Raw genomic sequence first — 15162 nt, forward strand, 5'->3', positions numbered from 1 at the left:
ATTATTAGGAATATTAATTTATGAATAGGAGGTTTAAAAAGTCCAGCTATCTGGAACAGATCTATGATAGCTCCAATTCTATTTGGGTAGTAAAGCTATCTTATTTAGAACTTAATAGGAGAGTTACAGGTTCAATAATGACGTTTAGGCAATTCAGGATTGTTGTATAAGCAAGTCCATATTCCGAGCTGTTCCGTACTTTTACATTTATATACAAAAAGGCTGTCCCCTATGGAACAGCCGCCGATTCTTACTTGCTACTCATTAAATAGGACCAAGCATATTGAGCATATAGTTCAGCACCCGTTGCCAGTGCATCTTCATCAATATTAAACTTGCCGTGGTGATGTGCCCACTCCGTGTCTTTTTCAGGATTGCCGCTGCCAACAAGTGCAAAGCTTCCAGGTGCTTCATCTAAAAAGAAGCTAAAGTCTTCGCCGCCCATAGTCGGTTCCTCATTAAATATGACATCCTCCCCGAAGGCTTCAACTGCAACCTTTTGAACGAGCTGCGCACTGTATTCGTCATTGATAACAGCCTGAGTCCCGCGGATGTACTCGACCTTTGCAGTGGCTCCGTAGATCGCTGCCACTTGTTCTGCATAATGCTGAAGCTGTGTTTCAATATGGTCTCTCGTCTCAGGATGAAAGCAGCGAACAGTTCCTTCAATTACCGCGTTCTCGGCAATGACATTGAATCTTGTACCTACCACCATTTTACCAACCGTTAAAACAGCTGGGCTTTTTGCGTCAATCGTTCTAGAAACAACTGTTTGAACATTCATTACGAATGAAGAAGCGACAATTGCTGCATCAACACATGCATGCGGCATTGCCCCGTGTCCGCCTTTTCCTTTGAACGTTACTTTAAATAAATCGGCAGAGGCAAACGACGGTCCTGGTGTACATGAAACCTTATGTGTTGGCATCTGAGACCAAATATGGATACCAAAGACGTTATCCACCCCATCCATTGCCCCTTGTTTCACCATGGCTTTTGCACCTTCGGCTACTTCTTCTGCAGGCTGGAATAGTAAACGGACATTACCAGGCAGGTCGTCTTTCACTTCAACTAAGGCTTTCGCCGCGATCAACAGCATGGCTGTATGGGCATCATGCCCGCATGCATGCATCTTTCCCTCTTCCTTTGACGCATATGGTAAATCACTGTTCAGCTCTTCCACTGATAAAGCGTCCATATCACCCCGTAAAGCGACCGTTTTTCCTGGCTTGCCTCCCTCAATCGTGGCAATGACCCCAGTAGGCTCTGTTCTCCGGTAGGGAACACCAAGAGTTTCCAGGTACTCACAGACAAACCTTGTCGTCTGTTCTTCCTCCCATGATACTTCCGGTTCACTATGCAGTTTTCTGCGTATGTCGATTAGTTCTTCACTATAGGTTTGAATCGCATCTTTTATTTTTTGATGAATCATACTACTCCGCCTCCGTTAACTTCTTGGCTGTTTCGTAAAAAATTTCAACTGCGTTTGCTATATGGCGTGAATCAGACCATTCTTCAGGACAGTGACTCAGTCCATTTTTACTCGGAATGAACAACATCCCTACATCCGTAAAATCTGAAAGAACCATTGCATCGTGGCCGGCGCCACTGTTAATAGAGCAATAAGGAATGTCTAGTTGACTGCTTTTTTTCTTGAGAAGAGAAAGAATATTACTGTTCATGGCCTTTGGCTTCATATACAACAGCTGTTCCACAGACGTTTGGATACCAGCTTGATTATATGATTCTATCAATACCTTCACTTTTTCTATTGAATTTTGGACATGTTCCTCTTTACCTGAGCGCAGGTCTACGCTAAACACCACTTTATCCGGAATTACATTAGCCCCGTTGGGAAAGACATTGAGGCGCCCAGTGGTTATAACCGTTCCCGCACCTTCATTCACCGCTAGTTCCGGCAGTTCTGCAATGATCTTTGCAGCAGTTACTAATGCATCTGCGCGGCGGTCCATCGGTGTTGTACCCGCATGACCGGCCTGCCCTTTTATCGTTACCTCTAGTTGCGTTAGCCCGACAATCGCTTCTACCATACCAATGGGAATACCCTTTTCTTCAAGGAGCGGTCCTTGTTCAATATGTAACTCAAGGAATGCTTTCAGTGTTTTTGGGTCTCTTTTTTTCGGCAGAGTTGGATCCAAGCCAATCGCTGTCATCGCCTCTAAGGTTGAGATACCATCTTTATCTTTTAAATTACTAAACTCTTGCTCGCTTAATAATCCTGTTATTCCTCTAGACCCCATCAATCCGCCGCCGAATCTGGTACCTTCTTCTTCAACAAGGGCAATGATCTCTAATGGATATTTCGGGGTGAGTTTGTTTTTTGAGAAAAGAGCAGCCACTTCGAGTCCTGCTATAACACCAGCAGGTCCATCATAGTCGCCACCATTAGGAACAGAATCAAAATGGGAGCCAATTAGCACGCTGGGGGCCTCTTTTAAGCTGCCCTCCAGCTTTCCAAAAATATTTCCGAAACCGTCTTCTGTTACAACCAATCCATATTCCTGCATTTTATCCTTTATATAAGTACGCGCCTGCAGGTCTTCTTTGCTGTACGTCAGGCGTGTCGTCCCATTTCCTGGTGTGGCTGTATATTTGCTGAGTGTTTCAATATGTCCCTGAATTCGTGCTTGCAGATCCTGCTGGATGCATTCTTTAACAGTGTTCATTTGATAATCCCCCATTTTTACAAGAATCCGATGAAAATACCCGCTAAAACAACTGACACAATCGTAACAGTGATAAATCCACCGACTAACATAGGCGGCATCATCTGACTCGTCAGCATTTCTCGTTCGCTTTCATCCTCTGTTAAGGATTTAATAACCTCGTTTGTAATGATGTAATCCGCTGGAAATCCATATAGGGCTGTTAATGATACGGCAAACGCCATTTCTTTACTCACTTTTAGGATTTTCCCAACGATGAATGAGAAGATATACATTCCGATTATACCTAACACAATAGTCCCAACTAATGGATAGATGATTTCTAGCATCATACTTGGAGTTGCTCTTTTTAATCCATCAAAGATAAATAGCATTAAAGCCATTAAGGCAAATCCAAATCCATTTGCTTTTTGTAACACTTGTTTCTCAAGGAATCCAGCGCTTGTAGCAATAACACCAAACAACAAGCATAGAACGAACGGACTTATGGAAACCACTGGGGCTGCTAAAGTCGAAACTAAGTAAGCAAGGTACGCAACTAACGCTAATCTAAAGAACTTAAAGAAGTCCGTGTTATATTTTTCAGGCATGTTTTTAAATAGTTTAAGCTCTTGTTTTTTTAATGAGGCAGCAGCTGTCACTTCGGCCGCAGCCTTCTGCTGTTCACTAACAACTAATTCGCCGCTACGGTAAAGATTCAATAATCTTTTTCCTTCCTTTTTCAAAACAATTGAAGTGATTGGATAGCCTGCAAAGCCCTGCATCACATAGATGACAATGGCAAAAACCGATAAAGATACAAGTCCCGCTTGAGATGCGCCTTCTGACATGATTAAAGCAGATACGACACCACCTACTAATGGTGGAATAGCTACAACTACCGTTTGAAAGCCGAATAACAGGGTTCCTACACTTAGTAAAACCGCGATAATACCCAAAATTCCTGAAAGAGCAATAACAATCGTTTTCCATTGATTTTTCAATTCCTGAAGAGATAATAAAGTACCCATGTTTGTAATTAATAAGTACATCATCATCGTGGCTACAACTGGAGGCACCCCTGCAATTGCAACAATATCTTGTGGGAAAAACGTCCAATAACCAAAGAGGAATAAAACGGCACAAACGAAAATCGACGGTACCCAAGCTTTTGTTCGAACCGCTACTAAATCTCCAATAAATAAAATAAGAACAACAATGACTAAAGCTAGCATCTGTGACATACTAATCCCACTTTCTTTTTAGATTTACCAAACTTTCGCATAACGAAAAGTAATATGTTAGTAGAATAATAATATAATTATACTTTTCAGTCAATTCCAAATTTTATTTTTTTAAAAGAAACCGTTTCCAAGGCTTTTTAAATCAGTAAAACCAATTTTTAACTATTCTACAATTTAAGCAATATTATTCATTTATGTACCTACCATATTAACTGTTAGGCAATTCAACTTTTTTATATTAGACCCTATTCGTTTTCTGTAGTATAGTTTCACGTATAACCACTATTTAACAATGGTTACCAAATTTGATATGTACGGGAGGGTTTTTAATGCAATATCGCCGTTTAGGCAATACCGGGTTGAAAGTGAGTGAAATCAGTCTTGGAAGCTGGCTTACCTATGGTGGGTATGTAGAGGAGCAAAAGGCTGCTGCATCCATCGACACAGCGTACGAATTAGGCATTAATTTTTTTGATACAGCAAATGTTTACATACGCGGTGAAGCAGAGAAAGTGGTTGGGAAAGCCTTAAGCAAGTTTCCTAGAAGTTCCTACGTATTAGCTACGAAGGTTTTTGGACAAATGGGAGACGGACCAAATGACCAAGGTTTATCACGGAAGCATATTATGGAACAGTGCGATGCGAGCTTACAGCGCCTTGGCATGGAGTATATTGATCTCTATTATTGCCATCGCTTCCACAAGGAAACACCGTTAGAGGAAACCCTTCGCGCGTTGGATGATCTAGTTCGACAGGGCAAGGTTCTTTATGTCGGTGTCAGTGAATGGACGGCAGAACAAATGACGGAAGCTGTCCATATTGCCGATAAAAAGCTGCTCGATCGAATTGTCGTGAACCAGCCGAATTACAGCATGCTTCATCGGTATATCGAAAAAGAAATTATCCCTGTCAGCGAAAAACACGGCATTGGCCAGGTCGTATTTTCACCATTGGCACAAGGAGTCTTAACCGGAAAGTATGAGAAAGGTGGACTATTTCCAGAGGGAAGCCGTGCCGCTCAGCAAAATATGAATATGTCTCATATTTTGACCGAACAGAATCTCGAACGTGTAGAACAATTAAGAGCAGTAGCTTATGATGAAAATTTAACCTTATCACAGCTAGCCATAGCGTGGATTTTAAGACAGCCTAACGTGGCAAGTGCCCTTGTTGGAGCAAGCCGTCCAGAACAACTCCAAGAAACAACAAAAGCATCAGGAGTAACATTATCCACTGATTCCCTCGAAAGAATAGAAGGAATTTTAAACGCATAAAAGCATGGGGACGGTTCTTGCGCTTCCTTCGCGTAGCGAAGGAAGCAGCAGAACCGTCCCCGTGCTTACTTTACATATTGGAAATACAGTTGGGATTTATCTATTAGTTCGAGATTCTTTGGAATGCGCAGGTAAAGGACGCTTTGGCCGTCGATAAAGTGTGTATGATGTCCCTGCCAGGATTCGCCAGTAAATTGCTTAATCGTAAATGGTTGTTCAAACTGATAGAAGGTAAGTGTTGTTATTTTGGGATTCATGAGGATTAATGTGTCACCGGATAATTCCATCCTTATTGGATTAACGACCTCAGTTAAATCCATATCGTTCATACCGGAACCTGCTTTGTAATAAATCGCTTCAATTTTACCATCATTCGTTGCCTTTCTTTCCACAACAGTCTGGAAACTAATATACTCCCCGTCTACATGTGAAATGTCCAGCTGGTTCCCATCATAATCAAAGTTCCATGTTTCACTGATATACTTACGATCTACCCGTTCAATTTCCCCCTCTATTGCTGCCTCATAGATTTGAAAACCTTCATTTGCAAAATCCTGATCTTTACCAACCTTTTTATAAGTAGCCTCGGTTGTTTGTAGCAATGGCGCTATCCCTGTACTAATCAGCAGTACTAAGATATAGCCTCCGAGCATCCATCTCACCCGGTTACCATACATGATTGACCTTTTTTGGCTGGACTTCAACATTCTTAAAATAAAAACCACCATTGCTACTATGATCGCTAAGAAGATAATGCTCATTCCCTCACCTCCATCTTATTTGACAAGATGCATGCACCAGCAAAGAGTAAAGTGATGCTGAGTAGCATTTTAACTATAAATAAGAAAATAGAAGACTCATTGAAAAATGCTGCTGCCAATTGTACGCCATTGGAAGCTTTTGTACTCCCTATTCCTAGAAACAAAAACCCAAAGAAGCATGCTGGTATAATCACCGTAAAAATTTTATTATATTGAATGAGCATTCCAATGAAATAACCTAGTGCACTAAATAATAAAACATATAGCAACGTAGCCGTATAACCGGTTAGTAACTCTGTTAGCGTACTTGAACTGTTTTCAAACTGATTTCCTTTAATAAGGAACAGAACTATTGTCATAAGTGAAGTGGACAGCAATGCAGTAGCTGCACCGACAATGCTTGCTGTCATTAGGTATAGAATATTGGCTAAATTACTGCTCAACCGATTCGTCACAAAGGCAAAATCATCGTTTCGATATGCTTTTGTCGTGATAAGGATGGAAGAGATTAAAGCCCACAAGATCGTAAAAATGATTACAATGTTAGCAGAGTAATAATTGACTTTTACCTCGAGTGTTCCGCTGCCTGCCCCCATCATGCCAACACCATTAAATGAGAAGATGATGGCTAGTAGCTGCAATGTCACCAGCGAAATATATACTTGTGTATAGGATTTAAGCTTAAAGGTAAACTGTTTCTTCACAACATCTAATAAACTAATCTTTACTAAAGACATCATCAATTGCCCCCTTCGTATTACTAGTTAAATAGACACAAAGGTCACTTGATGAAACCTTAGAAAATTCAAGACCTGCTAAACGTGCCTCTTGAATTTCTCGATCAGAAAATTCATTTCTAACTACGACATAAGAATAATTGAGCCCTCTGCTCTCTATATGAAGAACTTCTCTTTCCTGCGTCCACTTGGTAACCAATTCTGTCCTACCCTGCAGACTGATTGACCAATCATTTAAATCCGCAGCTGCCATGTGGAGATATTCTCTTCCCGCTTTTATGAGCAATATGTCCTCTAGCAGGTCCTGAATTTCGTTTAAGTGATGACTTGAAATGATGATGGTTCGAGGATATGCTATATAATCCTTTAACAGCGCACGGTAAAAATCCTTCCGAACTGCCGCATCCATCCCTGTAGTGGGTTCATCAAAGATGGTTAGTGCACAGCGTGCAGAAATCCCAAGAATCATATTAAAGGTACTCTTCATCCCCTTCGATAGCTCATGGTAAGACTGTAATGAGTGAAAAGAAAAATAATCAAAAAGGCGATTTGCTAATCCTTGATCCCAATTTTGATAGAAGCTTTCTGACACGTCTAAAATTTCCTTAAGATTTAACGATGCTGGCAGATCCATTTGATCGTTAATAAAAATCATATTGGCAGAAACCATTAAATTATTGAAAGGCTGTTCAGAAAAAACCTTAACCTCCCCTGACGATGGCTGCAAAAAGCCAGCGATAATTTTTAGCAATGTTGTTTTACCGGCACCATTACGTCCAATTAAGCCGGTTATGACATTTTCTTCAATCTTAAAAGATAAGTTATTTAACGCTTTCTTATGACCATACATCTTTGTCAAACCGTTGCATTCGATTACACTCATTTTTCAACCTCCCCCGTGTTTATCTCTTTAATCATTTGAATAAGCTCATCCCTAGTTACATTCAAACGCTCTGATTCTTGAACAATCTCTATGACTAACCGCTTTAGAGTTTGATTTTTCCGCCTCGTTAGGATCATCATCCGTGCATCACTTGAGACAAACATTCCAAGCCCTCGCTTTTTATAGAGGACTTTTTCATCTGCTAACAGATTTAAACCCTTAGCCGCCGTTGCAGGGTTAATATTGAATATCTCTGCAAGCTGGTACTGTGAGTAGATTTTTTGGTCACTTTCAAAATTCCCATTTAGAATTTCTGTCTCCAGCCATTCCGATATTTGCAGATAGATCGGCTTAGTACCATCCATATTAAGAATCAATCGCTATCCCCCTCCCTGATATAGTGCATTACTGATGTAATGTACTATATCATACCTTTATTGGTAAATCCATCCTTTTTTTATAAATGGGTAAAAAAAGATCCTTAGAACGAAGAGTCCAAGGATCTTAATAAGAACATTTAGTTTCTAAACAAATATAACCCAAAACCCATTGTATCCCTGCCCCAATTTAAATAGGTTCGTCTCCAAGCTCGGATTCGTTCCAGCATAGCCTCGCAATCTGGATCATCCGGGTTTTCTAAACAATAGTTTTCAATTGATGATGAATAAAGCCATTCATACTCATCCCAATCATCTTCGCTGGCTGTATAAGCCCAGAGTGGAATCAACCCAAGTTGTTCGGCTACATGTACATTTTCTGCATGGATCTTCAATTCAGATTCATCTGCCCCCCCGAGAGCCTCTAGATAGGCTGGACTTGGAGTTTGATTCCAATAACCTTCTCCAATCAATATGTAGCCGTTTTTCTTTACCAGACCCTTTAGCTTTTCAAGTGTTGTTTCTAGGCCGCCTAAAGCATGGGTTGATCCAATACAGATCCCAACATCATATCCAGCTTGTTCACAAATCTCTATTGCTGAAGCGGCATCATCCACGATGTAATCAATGCTCCCTTCAGGAATTTTGTTGCTGGCATTTTTCTTCGCTTCCTCAATCGCCCCGGCATATAACTCGATAGCAGTTGCATTTACCTGATACTTTTCCACAAGCTGTATTAACAGTTCGCATTTTCCCGCACCAATATCAATGACTTTGGCCTGTGGTTTAAGCGCTGTCATCTGAACCACTTTCATGAGTTTTTCCTCACTAATAGGGTTGCTGTAGGCGTGGTGCTGATGTGCAATGGCTGAAAACTTATTTCGATCCAAGTTTACATTCTCCTTAGTTGTATTTTGTGGAAAACCTTATTTAGGTTCTAACAATAGTGTGGATAACCCTTTTGAATGCGGATAACATAGAGGGTTATACACTGAAAGTTTGGATAACTCAAATTTTTTGTGGATAGGCTTCTGTTTATCCACTATTTTAGCTGTGGATAACTTTTTATCCCGAATTAACGGGCAGTACAAATCCTACTGAGGAAAGTTTCACTTTATCCATTCACTTTCGGTACAAAAATCTTATCGAACTGATAATCACCATTTAGCTCGTTAATTTTAATAACTGAAGCATTTTCGACGGGTTTAAAGCTCCCTAATTCCTCAACAGGCCAGTTCATTAAGAACGCCAAGAGCATCTGAATAAAGGCTGCATGCGAAACGACCACCATATTTTCATGCCGCTGCTGCTGCTTCACCCGCTCTACAACCGTGTTCATAAACATCGTTGCCCGTAAATACACATCGGCTAAGGATTCCCCATTAGGGTGACGGAAATAAAATAAACCCGCAGCCTTAAACTCTTTCTTCATCTCGGGTGTACGATTGTTAAAATCATATAGATTTCCTAGCTCCCACTCTCTTAAAAGTGGATTTTGAAAAAATGGCACCTGTTCAGGGAGTAATCCATGAATCGCCTTTGCCGTTTGGATGGTTCGTAAGTATGGAGAACAGTACATTACAGTTTTATCATTAACCATTGTTTTCATGAATTCTGCCGTATTTTCTGCTTGTTTCTTTCCTAATTCCGTCAGACTGTGCTGTGAATCATGGGTATGTGCCATAACTGAGCGATCAACATTATGCTCTGATTCTCCGTGCCTGATAACATATAAGTTCAAAACTTTCTCCACCCCTTTATATATTCTCTTTTCTATTTACTTTATCAACTACTTATAGCCTGGTAAAGACAATATTAAAAAAGACAATAGAATGGACCGTTGTCATCTCTATGTGATAGCGTATCGGGACCAATGGTGATCGCTTACTTCTGTATTTTGAAGGCTAGAACTACATGATTAGAGTTAAACGGCTCGTTATAATGAAAATTTATCCCTTTCCTCAAATTGGCCTGAAGCGTTTTTCATCCAACCATCGTATTTCCTTCGCTGTCGCTGGTTTGATCCGACCAGGTGGTCTGTCCGTACAGCTTCCCCCATCGTATGGAACAGTACATATAGCCAATCTAATGGTGAAGGATCGAAGACATGAATAGCCCACACAGGGGAGTTGTTAAAAGGCATCGACTTACATCCTTTCTTAGCTTCATATTTTTCATATATCTCCTTATCACCTGAAGTCATTTCCTAAACTTCGTGTAGGATTAAATGAAAAAAGTAGTGCCTACCTTTGGGGTCTGCACTACTTTATATTATTATTCTGGGTTCATCGTCATCCAGCTATCTACATGATGGATTGCTATTCCTTTAAATCCTGATACAGCTTTATAGTGGTTTTTTACTTTTTCAAGCTCATGGTTCATGTAGGTTTCGCCCTCTTCAAAAAAGGAAATACTTTCTCCTTCAGAAGTTTGCCCAGTTTCAACTCCTACTACTAAACCCTTATTATATTTTCCCGAAAGTGCGACTTCATTTTTCACCAAATCAATAATCATTTCTGCTGAATCCCGATAGGCCATGATCGTCACGCTGTTCGTGTTCGCAATCACCCATTCAGCCAAGAGACCTTTCCCATATGTATTCTTGTAATTTACTTCATCAAACCAAAAGGGCATGTCCACTTCTAATGGAAGTTTCAAAGATAAAGCACTAGTTTTTGCTTGGGTTAATAATGATTGATAAGATTTAATTGTTGCAGTACGGTTTGATGTCCAGCCACTATATAAATATGGTTCAACATCTAAGTGAACGCCCGTAAATTTTTGAGCAGCTGTTGAGCTATTTTGATAATTACCTATCCAGTTCATCAACTGGTTTTGGCTCGTGTATCCCTTTGGCGCAACCCAGTCAGGGGCACCATCCAGTGCATAGACCCTAATTCCCTTTGATGATGACTTTTCAACAAAACTTCTATATACCGACATGGATATATCTCGATCAATCTGTACGTATACCTTGTTAACCTTCTTATTTTCTAGGAAAGCCAACGTTCCCAGCTCATCATTGACAATCATCCATGGATTCCAAAGCCATGTTGCTCGATCCTCCGTAAAATTAGCATTCACGGTAGAACCCGCACCTCCTGAAACAAAGGTAAAAAACAGCATAACCAACACAATGATTTTCTTCAAACAAAAAGACCCCCACTCTGCCAGCCAAGGTCCAGAAAGAACCTGGTAACCAGACAACCATACACATTTAAGAGTGTTTAGGTTCACGGCTTTGCGTCCTTCCCTTTCGTTGAAGTTTGCCTTTGTCAGATTTATATTTTATCTCATTATATCCTATTCACTTAGACTTGGTCATTTTGTTTTTTAGTTTTCTTTCAACTGAATGATGTTCTTATGATTTAAATAATCTAAATACATTTTAATGAACATATAGTTTTAATTAATGAACTTTCTATCTGGAAGGAGCAATGACAACCTTGGAAAAACCTTACTTAACTACACGTAGTCTGGACCCTGAGAATCAGGAGACACCTTATCAATTCATCGAATCAGACCATATTGAGAACCGTCTATTTTTTCGACGGAATCATTTCTCATATCCTACACCATCATTATCTAATTACTGGCTATCCATAAATGGATTCATCAACAATCCCCTTTTAATTTCCATTCAAGATTTGGTGACCATGCCTTCAAGAACAGTAAAAAACGTCCTTGAATGTTCAGGAAATAAACGCAGTAATTTCGAACCTAAGGTATTTGGAGAACAATGGGATAAGGGAGCAATTAGTCAAGGTTATTGGAAAGGTATTTCCTTAAAGACTCTACTTGAAGCGGCCGGAATTAAAGAGGGTGCAAAAGAGGTAGTTGTAGAAGGTTATGATTTTGGTAAAAGAACAGACTTAGATCATGTCTATCACTACTCTAGAAGCATACCTCTAGAAACAGCACTCCATCCTGATACCATTATTGCTTATAAATACAATGATTTGCCCATTCCTTTTAGGCATGGATTTCCACTACGATTAATTGTTCCTCAGTGGTATGCCATGGCTTCTGTTAAATGGATTAAACAAATAAGTGTAGTTGACTCAAATTTCAAGGGACCTTTTCAATCAATTGATTATGTATACTACCCAAATAAAGATAATTCCATTGGTGCTTTTCCTGTTACCAAAATGAATGTAAATTCAACGATTCAGAAGCCCTTGAATATGGACACTCTTAATACAGGCAGACACCAAATAAAAGGAATTGCTTGGACAGGTCAAGGTCATATAATAAAAGTTGAAATCAGTACAGATAACGGGGAAAACTGGGAAACCGCAACATTGGGAAATCAAGACCCTAAAGGATATTCATGGGTGCCTTGGTCATTTGAATGGTCTGCATCTGAAAAGGGAGAATATACGATTTTAACAAAAGCCACTGATTCTAGTCGCAGAACCCAGCCATCTGTCCCTTTTTGGAATAGAAAAGGATATGGATATAACGCCATAGATAAAATTACAGTGAAAATAGAATAGAGATTAAGAGGAAAAATAATATAGGATAGACTTGACACAACAAAGGGGGAATCAGACGCGCTTCAATGATAAAATGGTTGAATCAAGGTTGAGTTTGTCCTGGGATACGCTAGCTTGAGTCAAAGTGATTGGATCCAATAATGAGTTTGTCGCTAAACAATTCCAAAAAAACAATCTTTAAGAAAATAGCTTAGGTTCAAACACAGATAGAAAAAGACGATGCTACTTATTGCATCGTCTTTTTTTAATAAACATATGAGTATGGGCCTAAATGGACTCGAACCATCGACCTCACGCTTATCAGGCGTGCGCTCTAACCAGCTGAGCTATAGGCCCTTAAATTGGAGCGGGTGATGAGAATCGAACTCACATCATCAGCTTGGAAGGCTGAGGTTTTACCACTAAACTACACCCGCAAAGAAAAAATGGCTGGGCTAGCTGGATTTGAACCAACGCATGTCGCAGTCAAAGTGCGATGCCTTACCGCTTGGCTATAGCCCATTGAATAAACATCATGAAATACTTCATTGAGTTAACTACATGGAATTACACTGCAGACACATTTAATTGCAAATGAGTAACTGCCGGAAATACTTTTGTAGTTAAATGTGTCGACACTTAACTAACTACTTGTAGCAACCCTTTTTCAAAAAAGGTAACAAATTAAATGATGGGGCGACTGATGGGAATCGAACCCACGAATGCCTGAACCACAATCAGGTGCGTTAACCACTTCGCCACAACCGCCATAATATCTAATGTTTTGTAAAATTTAATTGGTTGCGGGGACAGGATTTGAACCTGCGACCTTCGGGTTATGAGCCCGACGAGCTACCAGACTGCTCCACCCCGCGACAATAATATAAAAACTAACTTCGCTCATGCCCATAGTTTGTATGGACTGTATCAATCTCAGTAAGCTTATTCAAGCAGCAGCTCGATTGAACTATATCATTTTAACCCAATCTCTGAGTCCTTATTCAAGCCGAAGATAAATTAATAACATATTGCTGAAGTATAATATGGAGGAGGAAGAGGGATTCGAACCCCCGCGCGGTTTAACCCGCCTGTCGGTTTTCAAGACCGATCCCTTCAGCCGAACTTGGGTATTCCTCCGTATATAACATTTGGTAGCGGCGGAGGGGATCGAACCCCCGACCTTACGGGTATGAACCGTACGCTCTAGCCAGCTGAGCTACACCGCCAAATATTTAAATGAATTATGGTGGAGCCTAGCGGGATCGAACCGCTGACCTCCTGCGTGCAAAGCAGGCGCTCTCCCAGCTGAGCTAAGGCCCCATAATATATAGCGAGACTGGTCGGGAAGACAGGATTCGAACCTGCGACCCCTTGGTCCCAAACCAAGTGCTCTACCAAGCTGAGCTACTTCCCGATAAAAATAATGGCGCGCCCGAAAGGAGTCGAACCCATAACCTTCTGATCCGTAGTCAGACGCTCTATCCAATTGAGCTACGGGCGCATATTGTAATTACTTAACTGTAACAAATAACATGGTGCGGGTGAAGGGAGTCGAACCCCCACGCCTTGCGGCGCCAGATCCTAAGTCTGGTGCGTCTGCCAATTCCGCCACACCCGCATGTTCATATAAAATGGTGAGCCATGAAGGACTCGAACCTTCGACCCTCTGATTAAAAGTCAGATGCTCTACCAACTGAGCTAATGGCTCGTACAAGAATGTTTTCCTAAAATTTGTGTCAGACGTCCACACCTCAGAAAGCTTAATGCAATCAGCAGCTCGGCGTGTACGCTGTAGTAACTCGCTGGAGCATATTCGAACGTGCTCTACCAACTGAGCTAATGGCTCGTACGAAATTTTTTCTAAAGAAATACTGGTGCCGGCGAGAGGACTTGAACCCCCAACCTACTGATTACAAGTCAGTTGCTCTACCAATTGAGCTACCCCGGCATAGGAAAAGTTAAATATTAATTTTTGTTACCGCCGACTAGTTATCGTCATCCCGAACTCAGATAGCTTATTCAAGCAGCATCTCATTCGGTATGCTGATGATTATTCTGGGAGTCTATTCAGTCGTGCTCTACCAATTGAGCTACCCCGGCATAGGAAAAGTTAAATATTAATTTTTGTTACCGCCAACTAGTTATCGTCATCCCGAACTCAGATAGCTTATTCAAGCAGTATCTCATTCGGTATGCTGATGATTATTCAGGGAGTCTATTCAGTCGTGCTCTACCAATTGAGCTACCCCGGCACAATATGGTGGAGGATGACGGGCTCGAACCGCCGACCCTCTGCTTGTAAGGCAGATGCTCTCCCAGCTGAGCTAATCCTCCACATATTAGATGGTGACCCCTACGGGATTCGAACCCGTGTTACCTCCGTGAAAGGGAGGTGTCTTAACCACTTGACCAAGGGGCCATTTATAAAACTCGCAAAATAAAAACCCCATAGGGGCTTAGCCTGGCAACGTCCTACTCTCACAGGGGCGCCTGCCCCAACTACCATCGGCGCTGAGAAGCTTAACTTCCGTGTTCGGTATGGGAACGGGTGTGGCCTTCTCGCCTTAATTACCAGACTATTTAAGTTTGAGGTTTCATTCCCTCAAAACTAGATAATGTAGAAGAAGTTTTGTAAAACCGAGTTCACCTTACTCATATTGCTATGTTTTGTCCAGCTTCGGCTCCTAACTCTTCTGTCGTTTCGGTCCGTCTCTACAAATCCAAAGTGAAGGATTTGTAGTGCCG

Annotated in this window: 13 protein-coding genes, 15 tRNA genes, 1 rRNA gene and 1 riboswitch; of the genes, 2 read left to right on the forward strand and 27 right to left on the reverse strand. The window is 41.0% G+C overall.

Features of this window, described 5'->3' with window-relative positions; translation table 11 throughout:
* Positions 1 to 250: 250 nt before the first annotated feature.
* Genes BTR25_RS12855 through BTR25_RS12865 form a run of 3 tightly spaced genes read right to left on the reverse strand, consistent with a single transcriptional unit; the run spans position 251 to position 3910 of the window.
* Positions 251 to 1432, reverse strand: coding sequence for a M20 family metallopeptidase (locus BTR25_RS12855; RefSeq protein WP_075688461.1), 1182 nt, complete (start codon positions 1430 to 1432; stop codon positions 251 to 253).
* Position 1433: 1 nt separating this feature from the next.
* A complete protein-coding gene (locus tag BTR25_RS12860; RefSeq protein ID WP_139311233.1) occupies positions 1434 to 2687 on the reverse strand; it encodes a Zn-dependent hydrolase in 1254 nt (417 codons plus the stop codon).
* 17 nt (positions 2688 to 2704) lie between these two features.
* Entirely contained in the window at positions 2705 to 3910 is a 1206-nt protein-coding gene (locus BTR25_RS12865) for a hypothetical protein (RefSeq protein ID WP_075688463.1), read from the reverse strand.
* 329 nt (positions 3911 to 4239) lie between these two features.
* On the opposite strand from BTR25_RS12865, the gene BTR25_RS12870 reads away from it, so the two are divergent.
* Positions 4240 to 5184: an aldo/keto reductase family protein gene (locus BTR25_RS12870; protein ID WP_075688464.1), complete on the forward strand. Its 945-nt coding sequence runs from the start codon at positions 4240 to 4242 to the stop codon at positions 5182 to 5184.
* Between the two features lie 65 nt (positions 5185 to 5249).
* Here BTR25_RS12870 and BTR25_RS12875 read toward each other — a convergent pair whose 3' ends face one another.
* The 8 genes from BTR25_RS12875 to BTR25_RS12910 all read right to left on the reverse strand — a co-directional run bounded on the left by BTR25_RS12875 (position 5250) and on the right by BTR25_RS12910 (position 11092).
* Positions 5250 to 5945 (reverse strand): hypothetical protein, encoded by a 696-nt coding sequence (locus BTR25_RS12875; protein WP_075688465.1) that lies wholly within the window; start codon positions 5943 to 5945, stop codon positions 5250 to 5252.
* Positions 5942 to 6685: a hypothetical protein gene (locus tag BTR25_RS12880; protein ID WP_139311234.1), complete on the reverse strand. Its 744-nt coding sequence runs from the start codon at positions 6683 to 6685 to the stop codon at positions 5942 to 5944. Before BTR25_RS12880 ends, BTR25_RS12875 begins: the two co-directional genes overlap by 4 nt.
* Positions 6663 to 7565 (reverse strand): ATP-binding cassette domain-containing protein, encoded by a 903-nt coding sequence (locus BTR25_RS12885; protein WP_075688467.1) that lies wholly within the window; start codon positions 7563 to 7565, stop codon positions 6663 to 6665. The genes BTR25_RS12880 and BTR25_RS12885 overlap by 23 nt, the downstream gene beginning before the upstream one ends.
* Entirely contained in the window at positions 7562 to 7942 is a 381-nt protein-coding gene (locus BTR25_RS12890) for a GntR family transcriptional regulator (protein ID WP_075688468.1), read from the reverse strand. The genes BTR25_RS12885 and BTR25_RS12890 overlap by 4 nt, the downstream gene beginning before the upstream one ends.
* 140 nt (positions 7943 to 8082) lie before the next feature.
* Positions 8083 to 8832, reverse strand: a complete 750-nt coding sequence (locus BTR25_RS12895) for an SAM-dependent methyltransferase (RefSeq protein WP_075688469.1) — start codon at positions 8830 to 8832, stop codon at positions 8083 to 8085.
* A gap of 224 nt (positions 8833 to 9056) precedes the next feature.
* Positions 9057 to 9683, reverse strand: a complete 627-nt coding sequence (locus BTR25_RS12900) for a histidine phosphatase family protein (protein ID WP_075688470.1) — start codon at positions 9681 to 9683, stop codon at positions 9057 to 9059.
* 195 nt (positions 9684 to 9878) lie between these two features.
* Complete coding sequence (locus BTR25_RS12905) at positions 9879 to 10085, reverse strand: hypothetical protein (RefSeq protein WP_139311235.1); 207 nt, start codon at positions 10083 to 10085, stop codon at positions 9879 to 9881.
* A gap of 131 nt (positions 10086 to 10216) precedes the next feature.
* A complete protein-coding gene (locus BTR25_RS12910; protein WP_075688483.1) occupies positions 10217 to 11092 on the reverse strand; it encodes an amidase in 876 nt (291 codons plus the stop codon).
* Between the two features lie 41 nt (positions 11093 to 11133).
* Positions 11134 to 11223: riboswitch (cyclic di-GMP riboswitch) on the reverse strand.
* Between the two features lie 156 nt (positions 11224 to 11379).
* On the opposite strand from BTR25_RS12910, the gene BTR25_RS12915 reads away from it, so the two are divergent.
* Entirely contained in the window at positions 11380 to 12438 is a 1059-nt protein-coding gene (locus BTR25_RS12915) for a sulfite oxidase (RefSeq protein ID WP_075688472.1), read from the forward strand.
* Positions 12439 to 12700: 262 nt separating this feature from the next.
* On the opposite strand, the gene BTR25_RS12920 is transcribed toward BTR25_RS12915, so the two are convergent.
* The 16 genes from BTR25_RS12920 to rrf all read right to left on the reverse strand — a co-directional run bounded on the left by BTR25_RS12920 (position 12701) and on the right by rrf (position 14993).
* A tRNA-Ile gene (locus tag BTR25_RS12920) sits at positions 12701 to 12774 on the reverse strand.
* 6 nt (positions 12775 to 12780) lie between these two features.
* Positions 12781 to 12854, reverse strand: a tRNA-Gly gene (locus BTR25_RS12925).
* 10 nt (positions 12855 to 12864) lie between these two features.
* A tRNA-Gln gene (locus BTR25_RS12930) sits at positions 12865 to 12939 on the reverse strand.
* A gap of 170 nt (positions 12940 to 13109) precedes the next feature.
* A tRNA-His gene (locus tag BTR25_RS12935) sits at positions 13110 to 13185 on the reverse strand.
* A 30-nt stretch (positions 13186 to 13215) separates the two neighbouring features.
* Positions 13216 to 13292 (reverse strand) — tRNA-Met (locus BTR25_RS12940).
* Positions 13293 to 13461: 169 nt separating this feature from the next.
* Positions 13462 to 13554, reverse strand: a tRNA-Ser gene (locus BTR25_RS12945).
* A gap of 12 nt (positions 13555 to 13566) precedes the next feature.
* Positions 13567 to 13643, reverse strand: a tRNA-Met gene (locus BTR25_RS12950).
* An 18-nt stretch (positions 13644 to 13661) separates the two neighbouring features.
* Positions 13662 to 13737, reverse strand: a tRNA-Ala gene (locus tag BTR25_RS12955).
* Between the two features lie 17 nt (positions 13738 to 13754).
* Positions 13755 to 13831 (reverse strand) — tRNA-Pro (locus BTR25_RS12960).
* A 10-nt stretch (positions 13832 to 13841) separates the two neighbouring features.
* Positions 13842 to 13918, reverse strand: a tRNA-Arg gene (locus BTR25_RS12965).
* Positions 13919 to 13950: 32 nt separating this feature from the next.
* Positions 13951 to 14035 (reverse strand) — tRNA-Leu (locus BTR25_RS12970).
* Positions 14036 to 14049: 14 nt separating this feature from the next.
* Positions 14050 to 14125, reverse strand: a tRNA-Lys gene (locus tag BTR25_RS12975).
* A 164-nt stretch (positions 14126 to 14289) separates the two neighbouring features.
* Positions 14290 to 14365 (reverse strand) — tRNA-Thr (locus tag BTR25_RS12980).
* Between the two features lie 310 nt (positions 14366 to 14675).
* A tRNA-Val gene (locus tag BTR25_RS12985) sits at positions 14676 to 14751 on the reverse strand.
* Between the two features lie 10 nt (positions 14752 to 14761).
* Positions 14762 to 14836 (reverse strand) — tRNA-Glu (locus tag BTR25_RS12990).
* Between the two features lie 40 nt (positions 14837 to 14876).
* Positions 14877 to 14993, reverse strand: a 5S ribosomal RNA gene (rrf, locus tag BTR25_RS12995).
* Positions 14994 to 15162: the final 169 nt, after the last annotated feature.

The organism is Bacillus sp. MRMR6 (assembly GCF_001940785.1).
GTDB lineage: Bacteria > Bacillota > Bacilli > Bacillales > Cytobacillaceae > Neobacillus.

Coding starts and splice junctions, on each gene's coding strand:
- BTR25_RS12855 (WP_075688461.1), bottom strand. CDS start 1,432: ATGATTCATCAAAAAATAAAAGATGCGATTCAAACCTATAGTGAAGAA.
- BTR25_RS12860 (WP_139311233.1), bottom strand. CDS start 2,687: ATGAACACTGTTAAAGAATGCATCCAGCAGGATCTGCAAGCACGAATT.
- BTR25_RS12865 (WP_075688463.1), bottom strand. CDS start 3,910: ATGTCACAGATGCTAGCTTTAGTCATTGTTGTTCTTATTTTATTTATT.
- BTR25_RS12870 (WP_075688464.1), top strand. CDS start 4,240: ATGCAATATCGCCGTTTAGGCAATACCGGGTTGAAAGTGAGTGAAATC.
- BTR25_RS12875 (WP_075688465.1), bottom strand. CDS start 5,945: ATGAGCATTATCTTCTTAGCGATCATAGTAGCAATGGTGGTTTTTATT.
- BTR25_RS12880 (WP_139311234.1), bottom strand. CDS start 6,685: ATGATGTCTTTAGTAAAGATTAGTTTATTAGATGTTGTGAAGAAACAG.
- BTR25_RS12885 (WP_075688467.1), bottom strand. CDS start 7,565: ATGAGTGTAATCGAATGCAACGGTTTGACAAAGATGTATGGTCATAAG.
- BTR25_RS12905 (WP_139311235.1), bottom strand. CDS start 10,085: ATGCCTTTTAACAACTCCCCTGTGTGGGCTATTCATGTCTTCGATCCT.
- BTR25_RS12915 (WP_075688472.1), top strand. CDS start 11,380: ATGACAACCTTGGAAAAACCTTACTTAACTACACGTAGTCTGGACCCT.